This is a genomic window from Pseudomonas sp. Sample_20 (assembly GCF_004307585.1).
GTDB lineage: Bacteria > Pseudomonadota > Gammaproteobacteria > Pseudomonadales > Pseudomonadaceae > Aquipseudomonas > Aquipseudomonas atacamensis.
Genome location: NZ_RCOA01000004.1, coordinates 88,805 through 105,684, shown reverse-complemented (window position 1 = coordinate 105,684; position 16,880 = coordinate 88,805). Strand labels below are relative to the sequence as shown.

At 60.8% G+C, this 16,880-nt stretch carries 12 protein-coding genes and 1 other RNA gene; 7 read left to right on the top strand and 6 right to left on the bottom strand.

Features of this window, described 5'->3' with window-relative positions:
• Nucleotides 1-201 precede the first annotated feature (201 nt).
• From D8U70_RS01120 to D8U70_RS01105, 4 genes are all read left to right on the top strand, one after another.
• A complete protein-coding gene (locus D8U70_RS01120; protein ID WP_130928127.1) occupies nt 202-1,551 on the top strand; it encodes a GntP family permease in 1,350 nt (449 codons plus the stop codon).
• Between the two features lie 16 nt (nt 1,552-1,567).
• Entirely contained in the window at nt 1,568-2,428 is an 861-nt protein-coding gene (locus D8U70_RS01115) for a MurR/RpiR family transcriptional regulator (protein ID WP_130928126.1), read from the top strand.
• 1 nt (nt 2,429) lies between these two features.
• Nucleotides 2,430-3,887, top strand: a complete 1,458-nt coding sequence (locus D8U70_RS01110; protein ID WP_130928125.1) for a D-aminoacylase — start codon at nt 2,430-2,432, stop codon at nt 3,885-3,887.
• 196 nt (nt 3,888-4,083) lie between these two features.
• Nucleotides 4,084-4,452: a glyoxalase superfamily protein gene (locus tag D8U70_RS01105; RefSeq protein WP_016771789.1), complete on the top strand. Its 369-nt coding sequence runs from the start codon at nt 4,084-4,086 to the stop codon at nt 4,450-4,452.
• Between the two features lie 281 nt (nt 4,453-4,733).
• Here D8U70_RS01105 and D8U70_RS01100 read toward each other — a convergent pair whose 3' ends face one another.
• Together D8U70_RS01100 and D8U70_RS01095 are read right to left on the bottom strand one after the other, a co-directional pair.
• Nucleotides 4,734-5,099 carry a DUF6124 family protein gene (locus tag D8U70_RS01100; RefSeq protein ID WP_110646649.1) on the bottom strand — a complete coding sequence of 122 codons (366 nt, stop codon included), beginning with the start codon at nt 5,097-5,099 and terminating at the stop codon, nt 4,734-4,736.
• A 477-nt stretch (nt 5,100-5,576) separates the two neighbouring features.
• Nucleotides 5,577-6,593: an AraC family transcriptional regulator gene (locus D8U70_RS01095; protein WP_122692808.1), complete on the bottom strand. Its 1,017-nt coding sequence runs from the start codon at nt 6,591-6,593 to the stop codon at nt 5,577-5,579.
• A 188-nt stretch (nt 6,594-6,781) separates the two neighbouring features.
• Here D8U70_RS01095 and D8U70_RS01090 point away from each other — a divergent pair, with 188 nt between their 5' ends.
• The 3 genes from D8U70_RS01090 to D8U70_RS01080 are packed head-to-tail and all read left to right on the top strand — an operon-like array spanning nt 6,782 to nt 11,534.
• Nucleotides 6,782-8,386: an FAD-binding oxidoreductase gene (locus D8U70_RS01090; protein ID WP_130928124.1), complete on the top strand. Its 1,605-nt coding sequence runs from the start codon at nt 6,782-6,784 to the stop codon at nt 8,384-8,386.
• Nucleotides 8,383-9,978 (top strand): glycerol-3-phosphate dehydrogenase/oxidase, encoded by a 1,596-nt coding sequence (locus D8U70_RS01085; RefSeq protein WP_130928123.1) that lies wholly within the window; start codon nt 8,383-8,385, stop codon nt 9,976-9,978. The genes D8U70_RS01090 and D8U70_RS01085 overlap by 4 nt, the downstream gene beginning before the upstream one ends.
• Nucleotides 9,975-11,534 carry an FGGY-family carbohydrate kinase gene (locus tag D8U70_RS01080; protein WP_130928122.1) on the top strand — a complete coding sequence of 520 codons (1,560 nt, stop codon included), beginning with the start codon at nt 9,975-9,977 and terminating at the stop codon, nt 11,532-11,534. The genes D8U70_RS01085 and D8U70_RS01080 overlap by 4 nt, the downstream gene beginning before the upstream one ends.
• A 612-nt stretch (nt 11,535-12,146) precedes the next feature.
• Here D8U70_RS01080 and D8U70_RS01075 read toward each other — a convergent pair.
• The 4 genes from D8U70_RS01075 to ssrA form a co-directional block, all read right to left on the bottom strand.
• Nucleotides 12,147-14,066, bottom strand: coding sequence for a methyl-accepting chemotaxis protein (locus tag D8U70_RS01075; RefSeq protein ID WP_130928121.1), 1,920 nt, complete (start codon nt 14,064-14,066; stop codon nt 12,147-12,149).
• A gap of 146 nt (nt 14,067-14,212) precedes the next feature.
• The gene (locus tag D8U70_RS01070) at nt 14,213-14,800 is read right to left on the bottom strand and encodes a GNAT family N-acetyltransferase (protein WP_041477898.1); all 588 of its coding nucleotides are present in this window, start codon (nt 14,798-14,800) and stop codon (nt 14,213-14,215) included.
• A 238-nt stretch (nt 14,801-15,038) separates the two neighbouring features.
• The gene (locus D8U70_RS01065; protein WP_130928120.1) at nt 15,039-15,887 is read right to left on the bottom strand and encodes a hypothetical protein; all 849 of its coding nucleotides are present in this window, start codon (nt 15,885-15,887) and stop codon (nt 15,039-15,041) included.
• Between the two features lie 548 nt (nt 15,888-16,435).
• Nucleotides 16,436-16,824, bottom strand: a transfer-messenger RNA (tmRNA) gene (ssrA, locus tag D8U70_RS01060).
• Nucleotides 16,825-16,880: the final 56 nt, after the last annotated feature.

Sequence of the window (16,880 nt, the reverse complement as noted above, 5' to 3'; positions counted from 1 at the left end):
GCTCCCACAGGGACTTTGTGGTGGCCAGGCAGCCATGAAAATCTCACACTCCGATTTTCATTAATCACGACACGCCATACCTATCAGCGACACCTCTTGTCTCTCCACGAAAATTACTTTCATGCGGTTTGAAATCTCGATCTCGAAATGATTTATGAGTTTCACAACCCATTCGAACGTGACCCTTTCGAGGAGTACCGCATGACGCCTTCCCTCGGCTATTGGCTGCTGGTTTACGCCGCTGTGGCCATCATCGCGCTGATCGTGTTGATCGCCCGTTACCGGCTCAATCCGTTCATTGTCATCACCCTGATTTCACTGGGCCTGGCGCTGGTGGCCGGGATGCCGCCGTCGGCTGTGGTCGGTGCGTATGAGGCCGGCGTCGGCAAGACGCTGGGGCATATTGCGCTGGTGGTGGCGTTGGGGACGATGCTCGGCAAGATGATGGCCGAGTCCGGCGGCGCCGAGCAGATGGCGCGCACGCTGATCGAGAAATTCGGTGAGAAGAACGCGCACTGGGCGATGGTCTGCATTGCGTTTCTGGTCGGCTTGCCGTTGTTCTTTGAAGTCGGTTTCGTCTTGCTGGTGCCAATCGCTTTCACCGTGGCGCGCCGCGTCGGCGTGTCGATTCTGATGGTCGGGCTGCCGATGGTGGCCGGCCTCTCGGTGGTGCATGCGCTGGTGCCGCCGCACCCGGCGGCGATGCTCGCGGTGCAGGCCTATCAGGCGTCGGTCGGGCAGACCTTGTTGTACGCGATCGCGATCGGCATTCCGACCGCAATCATCGCCGGCCCGCTGTACGCGAAATTCATCGTGCCGCGCATTCAATTGCCGACGGACAATCCGCTGGAAAAGCAATTTCTCGACCGCGAACCGCGCGACAAACTGCCGGGTTTCGGCATTACCATGGCGACCATTCTGCTGCCGGTGGTGCTGATGTTGATCGGCGGCTGGGCTAACCTGATTTCCACCCCCGGCAGCGCGTTCAACCAGTTCCTGCTGTTCATCGGCAATTCGGTGATCGCGCTGTTGCTGGCGACTTTGCTGAGCTTCTGGACGCTGGGCATTGCTCAGGGTTTCAACCGCGAATCGATCCTCAAGTTCACCAACGAATGCCTCGCGCCCACCGCCAGCATCACCTTGCTGGTCGGCGCGGGTGGCGGCTTGAACCGGATTCTGGTGGATGCCGGCGTCACCGATCAGATCGTCGGCCTCGCTCACGAATTTCACCTGTCGCCGCTGATCATGGGCTGGTTGTTCGCTGCGCTGATGCGCGTTGCCACTGGCTCGGCCACCGTGGCGATGACCACCGCATCAGGCGTTGTCGCGCCGGTGGCCATCGGTCTGGGTTATCCACACCCTGAGCTTTTGGTGCTGGCGACCGGCGCGGGCTCGGTTATCTTTTCCCACGTCAACGACGGCGGCTTCTGGTTGATCAAGGAATACTTCAACATGACGCTCGCGCAGACGTTCAAGACCTGGACCGTGCTCGAGACGCTGATTTCGCTGGTCGCTTTCGCGCTGACCGTCGGCCTTTCCTACCTGCTGTAACCGGAGCCCGCCGCCCATGGACATCCTCTACCAGATCCGCGCCCGCCAGGATTCCTTCAGCGCCGGCGAGGGACGCATTGCGCGGTTGATGCTCGACGATGTCGGGTTTGCCGCCAGCGCCAGCCTCGAAGACCTCGCACAACGCGCCGAGGTCAGCACCGCCACGCTGTCGCGCTTTGCCCGCACGGTCGGCTGCCGTGACCTGCGTGATCTGCGCCTGCAACTGGCCCAGGCCAGCGGCGTTGGCAGCCGTTTTCTCGACCCGGCGGGCACGCCTGAGCAGTCGGCGTTTTACGGGCAGATCGTTGGCGACATCGAAACCACGCTGCGCCAGCATCTGGCCGGTTTCGACGAATCGCGCTTCGCCGACGCAGTGAAATTACTCGGTCAGGCGCGGATGATTCACGCGTTCGGCATGGGCGGTTGCTCGACCCTGTGCAGCGATGAATTGCAGGTGCGCCTGGTGCGCCTCGGTTACTCGATTGCGGTGTGTCATGACGCGGTGATGATGCGCGTCACCGCCGCCAGTCTGAACGCCGAGCAAGTGCTGATCGCCTGCTCGCTGACCGGCATCACCCCGGAGCTTTTGGAAACCGTGGAGCTGGCGCGCAATTACGGCGCGCGCATCCTCGCCATCACTCGCGGCGATTCACCGCTGGCCGAACTGGCCGACGTCGTCCTGCCGCTGCAAGGCGCGGAAACCTCGTTCATCTACAAACCGACGGCGGCGCGCTACGGCATGCTGCTGGCCATCGACGTACTCGCCACCGAGCTGGCGCTGGCCAGCCCTGAAGACAATCAAGAACGTCTGCGGCGAATCAAACTCGCCCTCGACGAATACCGCGGCGGCGACGATCACCTGCCGCTGGGAGACTGACATGCAGTACGACACCCTGATCCGCAACGCGCTGGTCATCGACGGCAGCAACACGCCCGGCTATAAGGCCGACGTGGCAATTCTCAATGGCCGCATCGAGCGCATCGGCGATCTGCCTGACGCCCGCGCCAGCGAAGAAATCGACGCCGCCGGCCGGGTGCTGGCGCCGGGTTTCATCGACGTGCACACCCATGACGACACCGTGGTCATCCGCCAACCCGAGATGCTGCCCAAGCTCAGCCAGGGCGTGGCCACGGTGATTGTCGGCAACTGCGGCATCAGCGCTTCGCCGGTCACTTTGAAGGGCAATCCGCCGGACCCGATGAACCTGCTCGGCAGCGCAGCGGCGTTCGTTTACCCGCGTTTCAGCGACTACCGCGCCGCCGTCGAAGCGGCCAACCCCACGCTGAATGTCGCCGCGCTGGTTGGCCACACGGCGCTGCGCAGCAATCACCTCGACGACTTGTTCCGCACCGCGACCCCCGACGAAATCACCGCCATGCGCGAGCAGTTGCGCGACAGTCTCAAGGCTGGCGCATTGGGTTTATCCACAGGCCTGGCCTACGCCAGCGCCTTCAACGCCTCGACCGATGAAGTCATGCAACTGACCGAAGAACTGACGGCGTTCGGCGCGGTGTACACCACCCATCTGCGCAGCGAATTCGCCCCGGTCTTGGAGGCGATGGACGAAGCATTTCAGATCGGCCGACACGCGCAATCGCCGGTGATCATTTCCCACCTCAAATGCGCTGGCGTCGGTAACTGGGGACGCAGTCCGCAATTGCTCGCAGCGCTGGAAGAGGCAGCGAAAACCCATCCGGTCGGCTGCGATTGCTACCCGTACGCGGCGAGTTCCTCGACCCTGGATTTGAAGCAGGTCACCGACGCCCACCGCATCACTATTACCTGGTCGACGCCGCACCCGGAAGTCAGCGGGCGCGACCTGGTCGACATTGCTGGCGAATGGAAACTGTCGCTGGAAGAAGCCGCGAAACGTCTGCAACCGGCGGGCGCGGTGTACTACGGCATGGACGAGGCCGATGTCAGAAGAATCCTCGCCCATCCGCTTTCGATGGTCGGTTCTGACGGACTGCCCGAAGACCCGTTCCCGCATCCGCGCCTGTGGGGCGCTTTCCCACGGGTGCTGGGCCATTTCAGTCGCGACATCGGGTTGTTTCCGCTGCACACCGCCGTGCACAAGATGACCGGCCTGTCGGCGGCGCGTTTTGGCTTGCAGGAAAGGGGCGAGATTCGTGAAGGACATTGGGCGGATCTGGTGTTGTTCGATCCGGCGACCGTGCGTGATGTGGCCGATTTCAACGATCCGCAGCGGGCGGCGCAGGGGATTCACGGGGTTTGGGTCAACGGCGTGTTGAGTTATCGCGACGGGCAGGCGAGTGGGGCGAGGGCAGGGCGGTTTCTTGCGCGCGAAGGTGATTTGCGCGAAGGGTTTCGTTGATTCGAATGACGCCAAAAGATCGCAGCCTTCGGCAGCTCCTACAGAGATCGCATTCCAGTGTAGGAGCTGCCGAAGGCTGCGATCTTTTGATTTTCCAAGGTGATGGCACTATGAGATTAAAGAAAGCCATCCACAAGCCGATTTGCTGACATCCTCCCCGTCTACACTGTGGGGCCAATCAGTCAGGGAGCACCCCATGAGCTTCGGCAAAACCACCCCGATCCTGCGGATCTTCGATGAGGCCAAGGCTGTCGAGTTCTACGTCGATTTTCTCGGTTTCAAGATCGACTGGCAGCACCGCTTCGAAGCGAATTTTCCGCTGTATCTGCAGGTGTCACGGGGCGAGTGTGTGCTGCATCTGTCCGAGCATCACGGCGATGCGTGCCCGGGTTCGGCGCTGCGTATCGAGACCGATGAGCTGGAGGCGTTTCAGCAGCAACTGATGGCCAAGGATTACAAGTTCTCGCATCCGCAGATTCAGGCGATGCCGTGGGGCAGTCAGGACATGACGATTGCCGATCCGTTTGGTAACCGGTTGGTGTTTACCAATGCGATCAGTCTTTGAGCTTGGCGCCCAAGATCAAAAGCCCCTCACCCTAGCCCTCTCCCGGGGGGAGAGGGGACCGATTGCGGGATGCTCGGGAGTTACGCCGACCTGAATGTGCTGTGCTGAATCCATAATCGAATTGAATGCATGGCGTCGAATCCATAATCGACTCGGTCTTTCAGGTCGACGGACAGCGCAAGACAGCTGGGTCGGCCCCCTCTCCCTCTGGGAGAGGGCTGGGGTGAGGGCAAACCCTGACACCCCACAAAACCAGCCCACACCAAATTCCTCAAAAACCCTCAATCAGTCGGCACCAACCGATCCAGCACCCGGTTCACCGCCATCTCCGCAACCATCACAATCTGCGCAATGCCCTGCAACGTCTTGCGCTGCGAACCGTTCACCAGCCCCGCCTGATCGTTGAGCATCACCGTCGCCGACCCCAACGTTTCGCAGGCGTCGGCCAATAGCGATTCGTTGTCGGCGTCGGGATTGGCCATGTACAGCGTGTTGGACTTGTAGGGCGGGGCCATGAATTCAGCGCTGGACGGGCCGAGGTAATGATCGAGGGCGCGGTCGGCGGCTTCGTGGAATTTCTTTGAGTCGGCGGATTCGTAGGGAGATGCCGCGTCGGTGGGTGGCGGGTTTGGGGTTACTTTGAACATATCCAGATCCTCATTTGGCTGGCCACCGCTTTCCTACTAAAGAAAGTGGAGGCAGCTGTGCGCAGGTTAGTAGACCGGGGATCTGGGAAACCGGCGCGCCCGAGAGCGCCCTGCGCACAGCCACCATAAAGCTCAGGCGAGACCTGACTGTCTGATGAACGATGCACCCCAAATACTCCGGGCTACTAAACCCGATCACTGATAGGCAGTGACGCAATCACAGTAGCGATGAGGTCTGGGGCGCACAAGCCGGCGGATTCTGGCGCAGGCGTAGGCAGCGGCGCAAGGAATTGTGGGTGGTTTCGCTGAATGTCTGGCGGCTTTAAACAGTTGTGCCAAGGCGTGTTTAATCGGTGTGGCGAATGACGCCTTCGCGAGCAAGCTCGCTCCCACAAGGGGATCTGCGATGAACTCGAAAGTGCAGGCAACCGAAAAACTACTGTGGGAGCGAGCCTGCTCGCGAAGAGGCCATCAGCATCACCGCCGATTCCGCAACCGAAACTCCCCCGGCGGCATCCCGCGCCAGCTCTTGAAGGTGCGATGAAACGAGCGCGGTTCGGTGAAGCCCAGATACTGCGCAATGTCCTGAATCGGCAACGTGCTGTTGAGCAAATAGTGCTCCGCCAACTCTTGACGCAGCTCATCAAGAATCTGCTGATACGACGTCCCCGCCTGCTGCAATTGCCGCTGCAACGTGCGCACCGAGACGCTGAGCTGCTCCGCCACTTGCTCCTTGCGCGGCAGGCCCTCCTTGAGCAAACCGCGCAGAATGTTTTTCACCTGCTGCGCCAGCGACGCATCTTCCAGCGTCGCCAGCAAACCCATCGCGTGTTCTTCCAGGGTTCGCAGCAATTGCGCATCGGCCTGGCGCAGCGGCAACTGCAAATACGCCAGCGGCACCACCAGCGCCGAATACGCCTGATCGAACCGCACCGGGCAACCAAAAAACGCCTCGTACTCGGCCTGCGTCACCGCATCCGGCTGCGCATGCTCCAGCCATACGCAGGCCGGCGACAGCTGCGTGTCGGCGATCCAGCGCGCGTAGTGCAGCCACGAACCGAGCACGTTTTCCACCAGATGCCGACGAATCCGTGGCCGCTGGTAGCGGCAGGTCCAGATCAGATGCACATGCTCGCCCTGCACCTCGGCGCGGCTGACGCCCATGTCGCCGACGAGTTTTTCGAACGGCATGATCCGGCTCATCGCATCGCCCAGCGTCGCGCAATTCATGGTGATGTAACCGAGCACGCTCCACGAATTGGGCAGGACGAAATTCGCCGCATGCAGCCCGAACAACCCATCGCCGGAGTGCTCGCAGAAATAATCCAGCAAGCGCTCGTGAACCTCACCCGGCAGGCGCAAGGTGTTGTCGCTCAACTGCTGCGCCTGCAACCCGGCCGCCGCCAATGCAGGCTCGATGGCCATGCCCAACTGTTCGGCATGGCGCAGGTATTTGAGCAGCGGCGGAACGGAAGTGAAGCCGAGCGATGGCATGGTCGCGGTCCTTTGATCGACGGCGCGTGAGCGAATGAATGGCGCAAGGTAAGTGGATTGCCCGGCGAAAGTAAATGCCCGGACGTTTGGCGCCATTGGCTACAGGATCTGGCCGGATGCGACCGTGACAGATCTACAGCGCTGACTAGTATGCAAGCTTGATCCAACGGCAGAAAAAGGACACACGCATGCGACGCTGGAACGGCTGGGGAGAGGCAGGCACGGTGGTCGAACTGCCGGCCCAGGGCGCGACATTTCTCCACGAACGCTTGGGCGCTGGCCGCGCATTGCCTGATGCGACCCTGGAAGCGGCGTTGACGCAAGTGCCGACCTCGCGCCTGGTGCCGCATCGCTTGTACAGCGTCGATGCTCACGATCGCCTGCTGCACGCGCGCGGCCAGAGCCTGCCGGACTGGCTGGCGTTGCGCGAAGGCGCATTGGGCACATATCCCGATGCCGTGGCCTTTCCCGAAACCGCCGAGCAGATCCGCCAATTGCTGGCGCTCGCCCATGATCAGGATCTGTGCCTGATTCCCTATGGCGGCGGCACATCGGTGGCCGGACACATCAATCCGCCGAACTCCGCGCGCCCGGTGCTGACGGTGTCGCTGGCGCGGATGAATCGCCTGACCGACCTCGACGAACAAAGCCTGCTGGCGACATTCGGCCCCGGCGCCAGCGGGCCGCAAGTGGAAAGCCAGTTGCGTGCGCGCGGCTACACGCTGGGGCATTTTCCGCAGTCGTGGGAGCTGTCGACCCTGGGCGGTTGGGTGGCCAGTCGTTCCAGCGGCCAGCAGTCGTTGCGCTACGGGCGGATCGAGCAGTTGTTTGCCGGCGGCACCCTGGAAACGTTCGCCGGGCCTCTGCAGATTCCAACCTTTCCCGCGTCGGCGGCCGGCCCGGATCTGCGTGAAATGGTGCTCGGTTGCGAGGGCCGTTTCGGGATCATTTCCGAGGTCAAGGTGCGGGTCAGTGCGTTGCCGGCGGACGAACGTTTCTACGGTGTGTTCCTACCCGACTGGCCGCAGGCGCTGCAAGCAATCCGGCAACTGGCGCAGGCGCGCGTACCGCTGTCGATGCTGCGCCTGTCCAACGCGGTGGAAACCGAAACACAACTGGCGCTGGCCGGCCATCCGCAACAGATCGCCTGGCTGGAGAAGTACCTCAAGCTGCGCGGCGCTGGCGACGGCAAATGCCTGCTGACCTTCGGCGTAACCGGCAATCGCCAGCAAAACTCACTGTCACTGAAACACGCGCGCCAACATCTGAAAGCCTTCGGCGGCGTGTTCACCGGCACCCTGCTGGGCAAGAAGTGGGCGCAGAACCGCTTCCGTTTTCCCTACCTGCGCGAGAACCTATGGAACGCCGGTTACGTGGTCGACACCCTCGAAACGGCCACCGACTGGAGCAACGTCGACCACTTGCTCAGCCTGATCGAAAACAGCCTGCGCGATGCTCTGGCCGCCGAGGGCGAGCGCGTGCATGTGTTCACTCATCTCTCGCACGTTTACGGCGAAGGCTCGAGCATTTACACCACTTACGTGTTTCGCCCGGCAGCCGACTATGCCGCGACGCTGGCGCGCTGGCGGATGCTCAAACACGCGGCCAGCCAGACCATCGTCGACAACCACGGCACCATCAGCCATCAGCACGGTGTCGGCAAGGATCACGCGCCGTATCTGCTGCGCGAAAAAGGCCCGCTGGCGCTGCAGACGTTGCAGGCGTTGAGCGAACATTTCGACCCGGAAAGGCGCCTCAATCCCGGCACGTTATTGCCAGAGTCGCGGCCATGACAGCGGAATGGAACGCGCAATGGCGCGAGCAGATGCTACCGACGCTAGCGGATGAAACCTGGGACCTGATCGTGATCGGCGGCGGCATCAGCGGCGCCGGAATCGTCCGCGAAGCCGCGCGCCGGGGCTGGCGCTGTTTGCTGCTGGAACAGCGTGATTTTGCCTGGGGTACGTCCAGCCGATCATCGAAAATGGTCCACGGCGGTTTGCGGTACATCGCCAAGGGCCAGTGGCGCCTGACCCGCGATTCGGTGCGCGAGCGTCAGCGCCTGCTCGACGAGGCGCCGGGGCTGGTCGAGCCGATGAGTTTCATGATGCCGCACTATCGCGGCGGCTTTCCCGGGCCGCGCGTCATGGGCGGCCTGCTCTCGGTGTACGACGCGCTGGCGGGGCGGCGCAACCATGCTTTTCATGACGCGCAGCAACTGCGTTTTCTCGCCCCGGGGGTGAAGGAAAACGGCCTGCTCGGCGGCAGCTGTTTTGTCGATGCCCTGACCGATGACGCGCGGCTGGTGATGCGCGTACTGCGCGAGGCCCGGGCCGATGGTGCGGTGATTATCAGTGGTGTGCGGGTCACGCAACTGCTGCGTGAAGGCGGGCGGGTGTGCGGGGTTCAGATCGAAGATGGCGAGCGCGGCGCCACGTTGCAATTGCGCTCCGCTGTGTTGGCCGTGGCCACGGGCGCGTGGGCTGAGCGCCTCCGTCCCGCTGACGCTGCGAAGCAATTGCGACCGTTGCGCGGCAGTCATCTGTTGCTGCCGGGCTGGCGTCTGCCAGTGGCGCAGGCGTTCACTTTTCTGCATCAGCGCGACCGGCGCCCGGTGTTCGTGTTTCCGTGGGAAGGCGCGACGGTGGTCGGCACCACGGACCTCGATCACCGCGAAGACCTCGACCACAGCGCGCGCATTTCCAGCGACGAACTCGACTATCTGCTCGCCGCGTGCCAGCAGCAATTTCCCGGCGCCGAAGTGGGCGTCGACGACGTGCTGTCGACCTGGTCAGGCGTGCGTCCGGTGGTCGGCAGCGCGACGGGTGCGCAGCAGGGCAAACCGTCCAACGAAACCCGCGAACATGTGCTGTGGCAGGAACCGGGTTGCGTGACTTTGGCCGGCGGCAAACTGACCACATTTCGCCCGCAAGCGATCGAAGTGCTCAAGACGTGTGCGGCGATGCTCGGGCGTTCTTTTGTCGATGACGGCGCGCCGGTGTTCGCCGCTGTGCCGCCGCTGACGATTGCGGGACTGAGCGCCAGTCAATGGCGACGCTTGGCCGGGCGTCACGGTCGAGACCTGCCGAGGCTGGCGCAATTGCTCGGCGAACTCGGTCTGGAAACGGTTGGCGCCAGCGATACGTTGTGGGCCGAACTGGCGTTCGCTTGCGAGGCGGAAATGATTCTGCATTTGGATGATTTGCTGCTGCGCCGCACCCGTTTGGGCCTGTTGCTGCCGCGCGGTGGCGAGGACTATCTGCCTGCGATTCGCACGCTCTGCCAGCCACGATTGGCCTGGGACAATGAGCGCTGGCTAGCGGAAATTGAGCGTTATCGATTGTTGTGGCTGCGCGATCACGGCTTGCCGGAGATCACGCCATGACGCAGAAAAAATACCTGTTGGCGATCGACAACGGCACCCAGAGCGTGCGCGCGTTGCTCTTCGATCTGCAGGGCAATCTGCTCGGTAAAGGCAAAGTCGATCTGCAGGCGTACTACTCGATGCAACCCGGTTGGGCCGAGCAGGACCCGGAGTATTACTGGGCGAAACTCGGCGAGGCCTGTCAGCAACTCTGGCAGCAGACCGGCATCGACCGTGCGCAGATTGCCGGCGTGTCCCTGACCACTCAGCGCGGCACCGTGATCAATGTCGATGCCAGCGGCAAACCGCTGCGCCCGGCAATTGTCTGGCTCGATCAACGTCAGGCTGAGGTCGAGGGCGGCATCAAAGGGCCGTGGGGCTGGCTGTTCAAACTGGTCGGCGCCCAAGCGACGGTGGATTATTTCCGCGCCCAGGCCGAGGCCAACTGGATCGCCCGGCATCAACCCGAGGTGTGGGCGGCGACCGACAAGTTTCTGCTGCTCTCGGGCTTTCTGACTCATCGCCTGTGTGGACGCTTCGTCGATTCGGTCGGCTGCTGCGTCGGCTATCTGCCCTTCGACTTCAAACGCCTGAAATGGGCGGCGCTGCACGACTGGAAATGGCAGGCACTGGCGGTGCGCCCGGAGCAGTTGCCGACCCTGCACAAACCCGGCGAAACCCTCGGCTACATCAGCGCCGAAGCCGCTCGGCACACCGGCATCCCCGAGGGCCTGCCGTTGATTGCCGCAGGCGCCGACAAGGCCTGCGAAGTGATCGGCTCCGGCGTGGTCGACGCGCGCACCGTGTGCCTGTCCTACGGCACCACCGCGACCATCACCAGCACCCGCTCGCGCTACCTGGAAATCGTCCCGCTGATCCCGCCGTACCCCTCGGCCGTGCCCGATCAGTACAACTGCGAAGTGATGATCTATCGCGGCTACTGGATGGTCAGCTGGTTCAAGAACCAATTCGGCCTGCGCGAGATGCAGCAGGCGAAAGCGCAAGGCATCGAGCCGGAGCAACTGTTCGACGCGCTGGTCAACGCGGTGCCGCCGGGCTCGATGGGTTTGATGCTGCAACCCTACTGGTCACCGGGCATCCGCGAACCGGGCGTGGAAGCCAAAGGCGCGATGATCGGCTTCGGCGACGTACACACCCGCGCGCACATCTACCGGGCCATTCTCGAAGGCCTGGCCTACGCGCTGCGCCAGGGCATGGAGAACATCGAACGGCGCTCAAAGGTCTCGATCCAGCGCCTTCGCGTCGCCGGCGGCGGCTCGCAAAGCGACGCCGCCATGCAACTGACCGCCAACATCTTCGGCCTGCCGGCAGAGCGCCCGCATGTGTATGAAGCGTCCGGGTTGGGGGCGGCGATTTGCTGTGCGGTGGGGTTGGGATTGCATCGGGATTTTCCATCGGCCATTGCGGCGATGACTCGGGTTGGAGCGGTTTTCACACCGCAGCCTGAGGCGCAGAAGGTTTATGAGCAGTTGTATAAAGAGGTGTATTTGCGCATGTACCGGCAGCTCAAACCTCTGTACCAAAGCATCCGCAAAATCACCGGGTATCCCGAATAGTCCTGACACCCTAGACCCCTGTGGGAGCGAGCCTGCTCGCAAATGTGGAGTGTCAGTCAATGATGATTCGCCTGACCCACCGCTTTCGCGAGCAGGCTCGCTCCCACAGGGATTTTGCTGTGCGCTCAAAATCCGGTGAGTCACACAAATCCAAATGTGAGGAGCGAGCTTGCTCGCGAATGCGGAGTGTCAGGCAACATGGATTTGATTGACCCACCGCCATCGCGGGCAAGCCCGCTCCCACAGGGGTATTGCGGTGTGCTCAAAATCCGGTGAGTCACACAAATCCAAATGTGGGAGCGAGCCTGCTCGCGAAGGCGCAGTGTCAGGCAACTTTGATTTGATTGACCCACCGCCATAGCGGGCAAGCCCGCTCCCACAGGGATTTTCGGTGAGCTCAAAATCCGGTGAGTCACACAAATCCAAATGTGGGAGCGAGCTTGCTCGCGAATGCGCAGTGTCAGGCAACATGGATTTGACTGACCCACCGCCATCGCGGGCAAGCCCGCTCCCACAGTTATCGAGGTGAGCACATCAACAGTGCTCTACCACGAAAACCTGTGGGAGCGGGCTTGCCCGCGATTCGATTTCAGCTTCAGCGCAAGACTAACGTCAAACGCGGAAGTGGCTGACCATCTGCTGCAACTGACCACCCAACCGCGCAAGCTCAACACTCGACGCTGCCGTCTCATCACTCGCCGCTGCGGTCTGCTCGGACACGTCGCGCACGTTGATGATGCTGCGGCTGATCTCTTCGGCCACGGCGCTTTGCTGTTCGGCAGCGGCGGCGATCTGCTGGTTCATCGACTGGATGTTCGACACCGTGCGGGTGATGTTTTCCAGCGAGGCGCCGGCCTTGCGCGTCAGGGCGACGCTGCTGTCGGTCAGCGCGCGGCTGTTGTTCATCACCGCCGAAACCTGCTGGGTGCCGTTCTGCAGACCAGCGACCAGACCTTCGATTTCCTCGGTGGATTTCTGCGTACGCTGAGCCAAACCGCGCACCTCATCGGCGACCACGGCAAACCCACGCCCGGCTTCACCGGCACGCGCTGCTTCAATCGCGGCGTTGAGTGCGAGCAGGTTGGTCTGTTCGGCGACAGCCTTGATCACGTCCATGACGCTGCCGATCTTGTCGCTTTCCTGTTGCAGTACGCTCATCGCTTCGGTCGAACGCACCACTTCGCTGGCCAGACGCTCGATCTGTGCGATGGCCTCATTCACCACCTTGTCGCCTTCACGGGCTTCGCCATCCGCCGCGGCGGCGGCTTGCGACGCTTCCTCAGCATTGCGCGCAACTTCCTGCACGGTGGCAGTCATTTCGTGCATGGCAGTGGCGACCTGATCGGTCTCGACTTTCTGGCTGTTCACACCGGCACTGGTCTGCTCGGTCACGGCCGAGAGTTCTTCGGCGGCGCTGGCAATCTGAGTGACGCCGTCGCGGATGCCACTGATCAAATCACGCAGGGTCACGCCCATGCGCGCGATGCCTTGCTGCAATACGCCGAGTTCGTCGCGACGGGTGACGGTGACGTTCTGGGTCAGGTCGCCGCTGGCGATGCGCTCGACCACGGCCAGGGTTTCCTGCAACGGACGGGTGATCTGACGGGTGATGATCACTGCTGCAATCACGCCAACCAGCAGCGCCAGCAACGTGCTGATCAACTGGAAGGTGCGCGCCTGGGCGCTTTCAGCATCACGGCGATCAAGCTGGATCTGGTAGAGCTGCTCGCTCAAGGCGACGATGGTGGTGCCCTGATCGGTCATTTCCTTACGCGCCTGCACGGCCTCGGTGTTGGCGTTCTTGTACGCCATCAACGCGCTGCGATAGCTGGTCAGCGCGGTTTCCAATTGGCGCAGGGCATCCTGCTGAGTCGCGGCGAATTGCGCATTCAGTGGTTTGAGGCTGGCGATGGCCGCGTCGATCTGGCCGACGGCTTTCTGCTCGGTTTCGGCATTGCTGGTTGCGGTGTAACCACGCACTTCATAACGCGCGAGGATGAACGCTTCCTTCGCCGCAGTAACAGCCTGGAACTGCTCGAAACGCTGATCGCTCAACTCCATCTGCTGCACGCGCTGGCTGATCGATTCGATCAGGTTGTACGCGCTCTGGGCGTTGGCGCTCATGGTGTCGCGCGCGCTGTTGCCGGTGCGATAGGCGTTACGCATTTTGTTCAGCGAGGTCTGGTATTCAGCGATGGTCGCGGCCTGCTGCTTGAGCAGCTTGACGTTCTCCGGACTCTTGAATTTGCTGATCAACGCCTGTTGCTGTGCGGCGAAGCTTTCCAGGGTGGTCTGCACATTCTGCGCGGCGGTTTCGTCGCCATTGGTCAGCATGTATTGCAGGCGCACCACGCGCAATTTGGTCAGGCCAGCGTTGAGCTGGGTAATGTCGCTCATCCAGTTGCTGCGGTCGATCAGGCCGCCGAGGCTGGTCCAGCCGGTCAGCGCCAGAATGCAGGTCAGGGCCAGCACCAGGCCGAAGCCCAGGCCGAGTTTCATGTTCACGCTGATGTTACCGAACCAGCTATTCATGCAAATCCTCCAGAAACGTTGGGTTTCTTGGTCGTCAGTTAAGCTGGAAGATTGTTGTTCTTTTGAGCCAGCAGGGGTGTTAGCAGGTCTGTATCGGCCGCAAACCCGAGAGCTGAAAGGATTTTTGTCTGACAGATTTCGTGCACTCAACCGAGGCGCCGCGACCATCGCTGATCCGGCGCCTCGAACCCCGGATTGACCAGCGCCGTCAGCACATGATCCTGCCAACGCCCGGCAATGTTCAGATACGCCTTCGCATAGCCCTCACGCTCAAAACCCAAGCGCTCAAGCAACCGCGCACTGCGCTCGTTGCCGGGAATGTAATTGGCCATGATCCGATGCAGATTCTGCACATCGAACATATAACCAATCCCCGCCTCCAGCCCCTCCTGCATCAAACCCTGCCCCTGATGCGCCTCATCGATGTGATAACCCAGATAACACGCCTGAAACGCCCCGCGAATGATTCCGCTGAAATTGCACGCGCCGATCATCTGCTGACCGTCCGGCGACAGCAGCGCGAAATGCATCGCTAACCCGGCTTCGAAAGCGCTGGCCTGGATCTCGAGGCGACGGCGGATGTTGGCGGTGGAGAAATAGTCGGTGGTGCGGATGGGCGACCAGCGGGCGAGGTGACGCTGGTTGCGTAGGTAGAAAGCGCTTTCGAGCTCGGCCTGATCGGGGGAGAGGATCGCCAGCGTGAGGCGCGGGCAGGGCAGGGATAACAGCGGCATCGAGCGCTCCTTGGCGAGGGATCTGCTGGCAGAGTCGCGCATATGGTGGGGAGCGGCAAGATATGGAGAAGCCGAGGCGAAAAAAAGCCCGCTAGGAGCGCGGGCGAACCGTAGTTTCTTGAATGAGCGAATGGACTTTACAGGCTGTCCCGGTTGGGCGCAGTGAAGAAAAATTCATGTCGCTTCTGCCAACAGGGTTGGTGTCCCGCCAGTCGATCCTCAGCGCACGATGAAAATATCAGCGCCCATACAGCACCGTATTCATCAACGCATTGACCTGATTTGGCATGGTGTGGATGAACCAGTCGAAAGCAAGACCCGAGGTAAGCAGATACGCGAGAACCAGCAGGATAGGCATGAAGATGATGTTTTTGCGCAGAATGGCGTACTTGCGGGTTTTTCTGGAAAGCCATGGTTCGTGAGTGCCGTTGTTATTGGCATGTGCGCCCGCAACGATGAAGTAGGTTGAAAAAAGCATCATCCGAAGGCTGGTATAGATAAACAGCAGTACGCCTATCAGGTGTAGCAAGAACCAGTACATGTCCAGCAAGACGAAATATTTTTTTATTCCCGTCAGGCCCTGCTCATTGATGACCTGCTGGCTGTACTGAAAGTTTTGCGGCGCCAGGGTGGGCATAAAAGCTTCATCAGTGAGGTAGGTGGCTGCCACGCAGAAGGCCATGGAAAAAATCAGCGAAACCACCCACTTGCTGCCCGCGAAGAAGCCCCGATAAAGGCTATGCAAGGTTCCGCCAGCCCACAGGGAAATGGTGAATAGCGTGATCCAGGAAAGCAGATTCAGTATTTCGGCCCGGAAAAAAACATAAATCAGCCCGGCGATCAGCATCATCATGCAGATGACTGGAGTCATGTCCTGGCTGGTGTTGGTGGCGTTCACGCCCGGCGGTGGATTGACCACCGTGTTGAAGGTCAGGTTTAAAGAGAGGCCCGACTGATTGGCGGATTGTGGAGAATCGCCTTTCAGTACCCGATCCAGAATGGCTCCCAGAATCAGGCCGAGGATGGTGAAGAACGCCGATATGTAGATATCGACTTCCTTGGATTGGATTGTTTCGATGAAGCTCATGCTTTATTGCCTTCCTTGTGCAGGTTGAGTTTCCACATGCGAACCGGTTTTCTCTGCGAGGCTTCCAGCCAGCCGCGGAATGGTAAGGGGATGGCTGTGGTTTTGCTATCACACAAGCGCATTCGTCTTACAGCCAAACTGGTTTCGTTTAATCGGAGAGTGAGCTGAAGTAGTGCCGCAGCCCCCAGCGTACTTTTAGTACGCTTCGAACATTCCCAGCCACCGGAAGGCCTGAGAATGGGAAGGAAAATCGGTGCTCATTCGACAAGACTCAGATACGACAAAGCCCGCACTGGGCGGGCTTTGTCGATGGGCTTGGCGGCTTTGATTTTAAGGTCTGAAAGGCGTGTTGCTCGGGCTCCCATGGGTACTCCAACGCTGTTTGTGTATTCCAAAATTTACCAGTCAGGGGCTTGGAATACGCCTTGGAATACATTTCAAAATGGATCTGCATGAAGCGCTGTGGAGCCCAATAGCCCTGAAACCCCCGTATTTACTGGATTTCAGGCACAAAAAAAGACGTCCGTGGACGTCTTTAGATGTTGAAGTGGTGGAGCCGGGGGGATTTGAACCCCCGTCCGCCAGTACTCCGCTGTCGGTACTACATGCGTAGCCGTGTCTATTAAGTTAACCCTCAGCGACCCGACGGGCAGGGTGCTTTGGGCGAGTTGTGTAAGTTTTAGCCGCTTCGTCCACAACGTACTGCACGGCGATTCTGTTCTATATGACAATCATTTCGGGTTTACAGACATCCCCTGATGATTGCTGGACCCGAAGGTACCAGGAGCATTGTCAGCTGCAATTAAGCAGCGAGAGCAACACCGTATTGGTCGTCATTGGCAACTATAAGTAGTTGCAACAGTGGATTTACGACTTCTGTTACCAAGTCGGCATGCACCTAGAGTTTCGCAACCGGCGTCGAATCCTAAACGGCCCCGAACTCATTGCCCGGTGAATCTGTTCGGGCAACAAGCGTGCACAGTGTACGTCAAA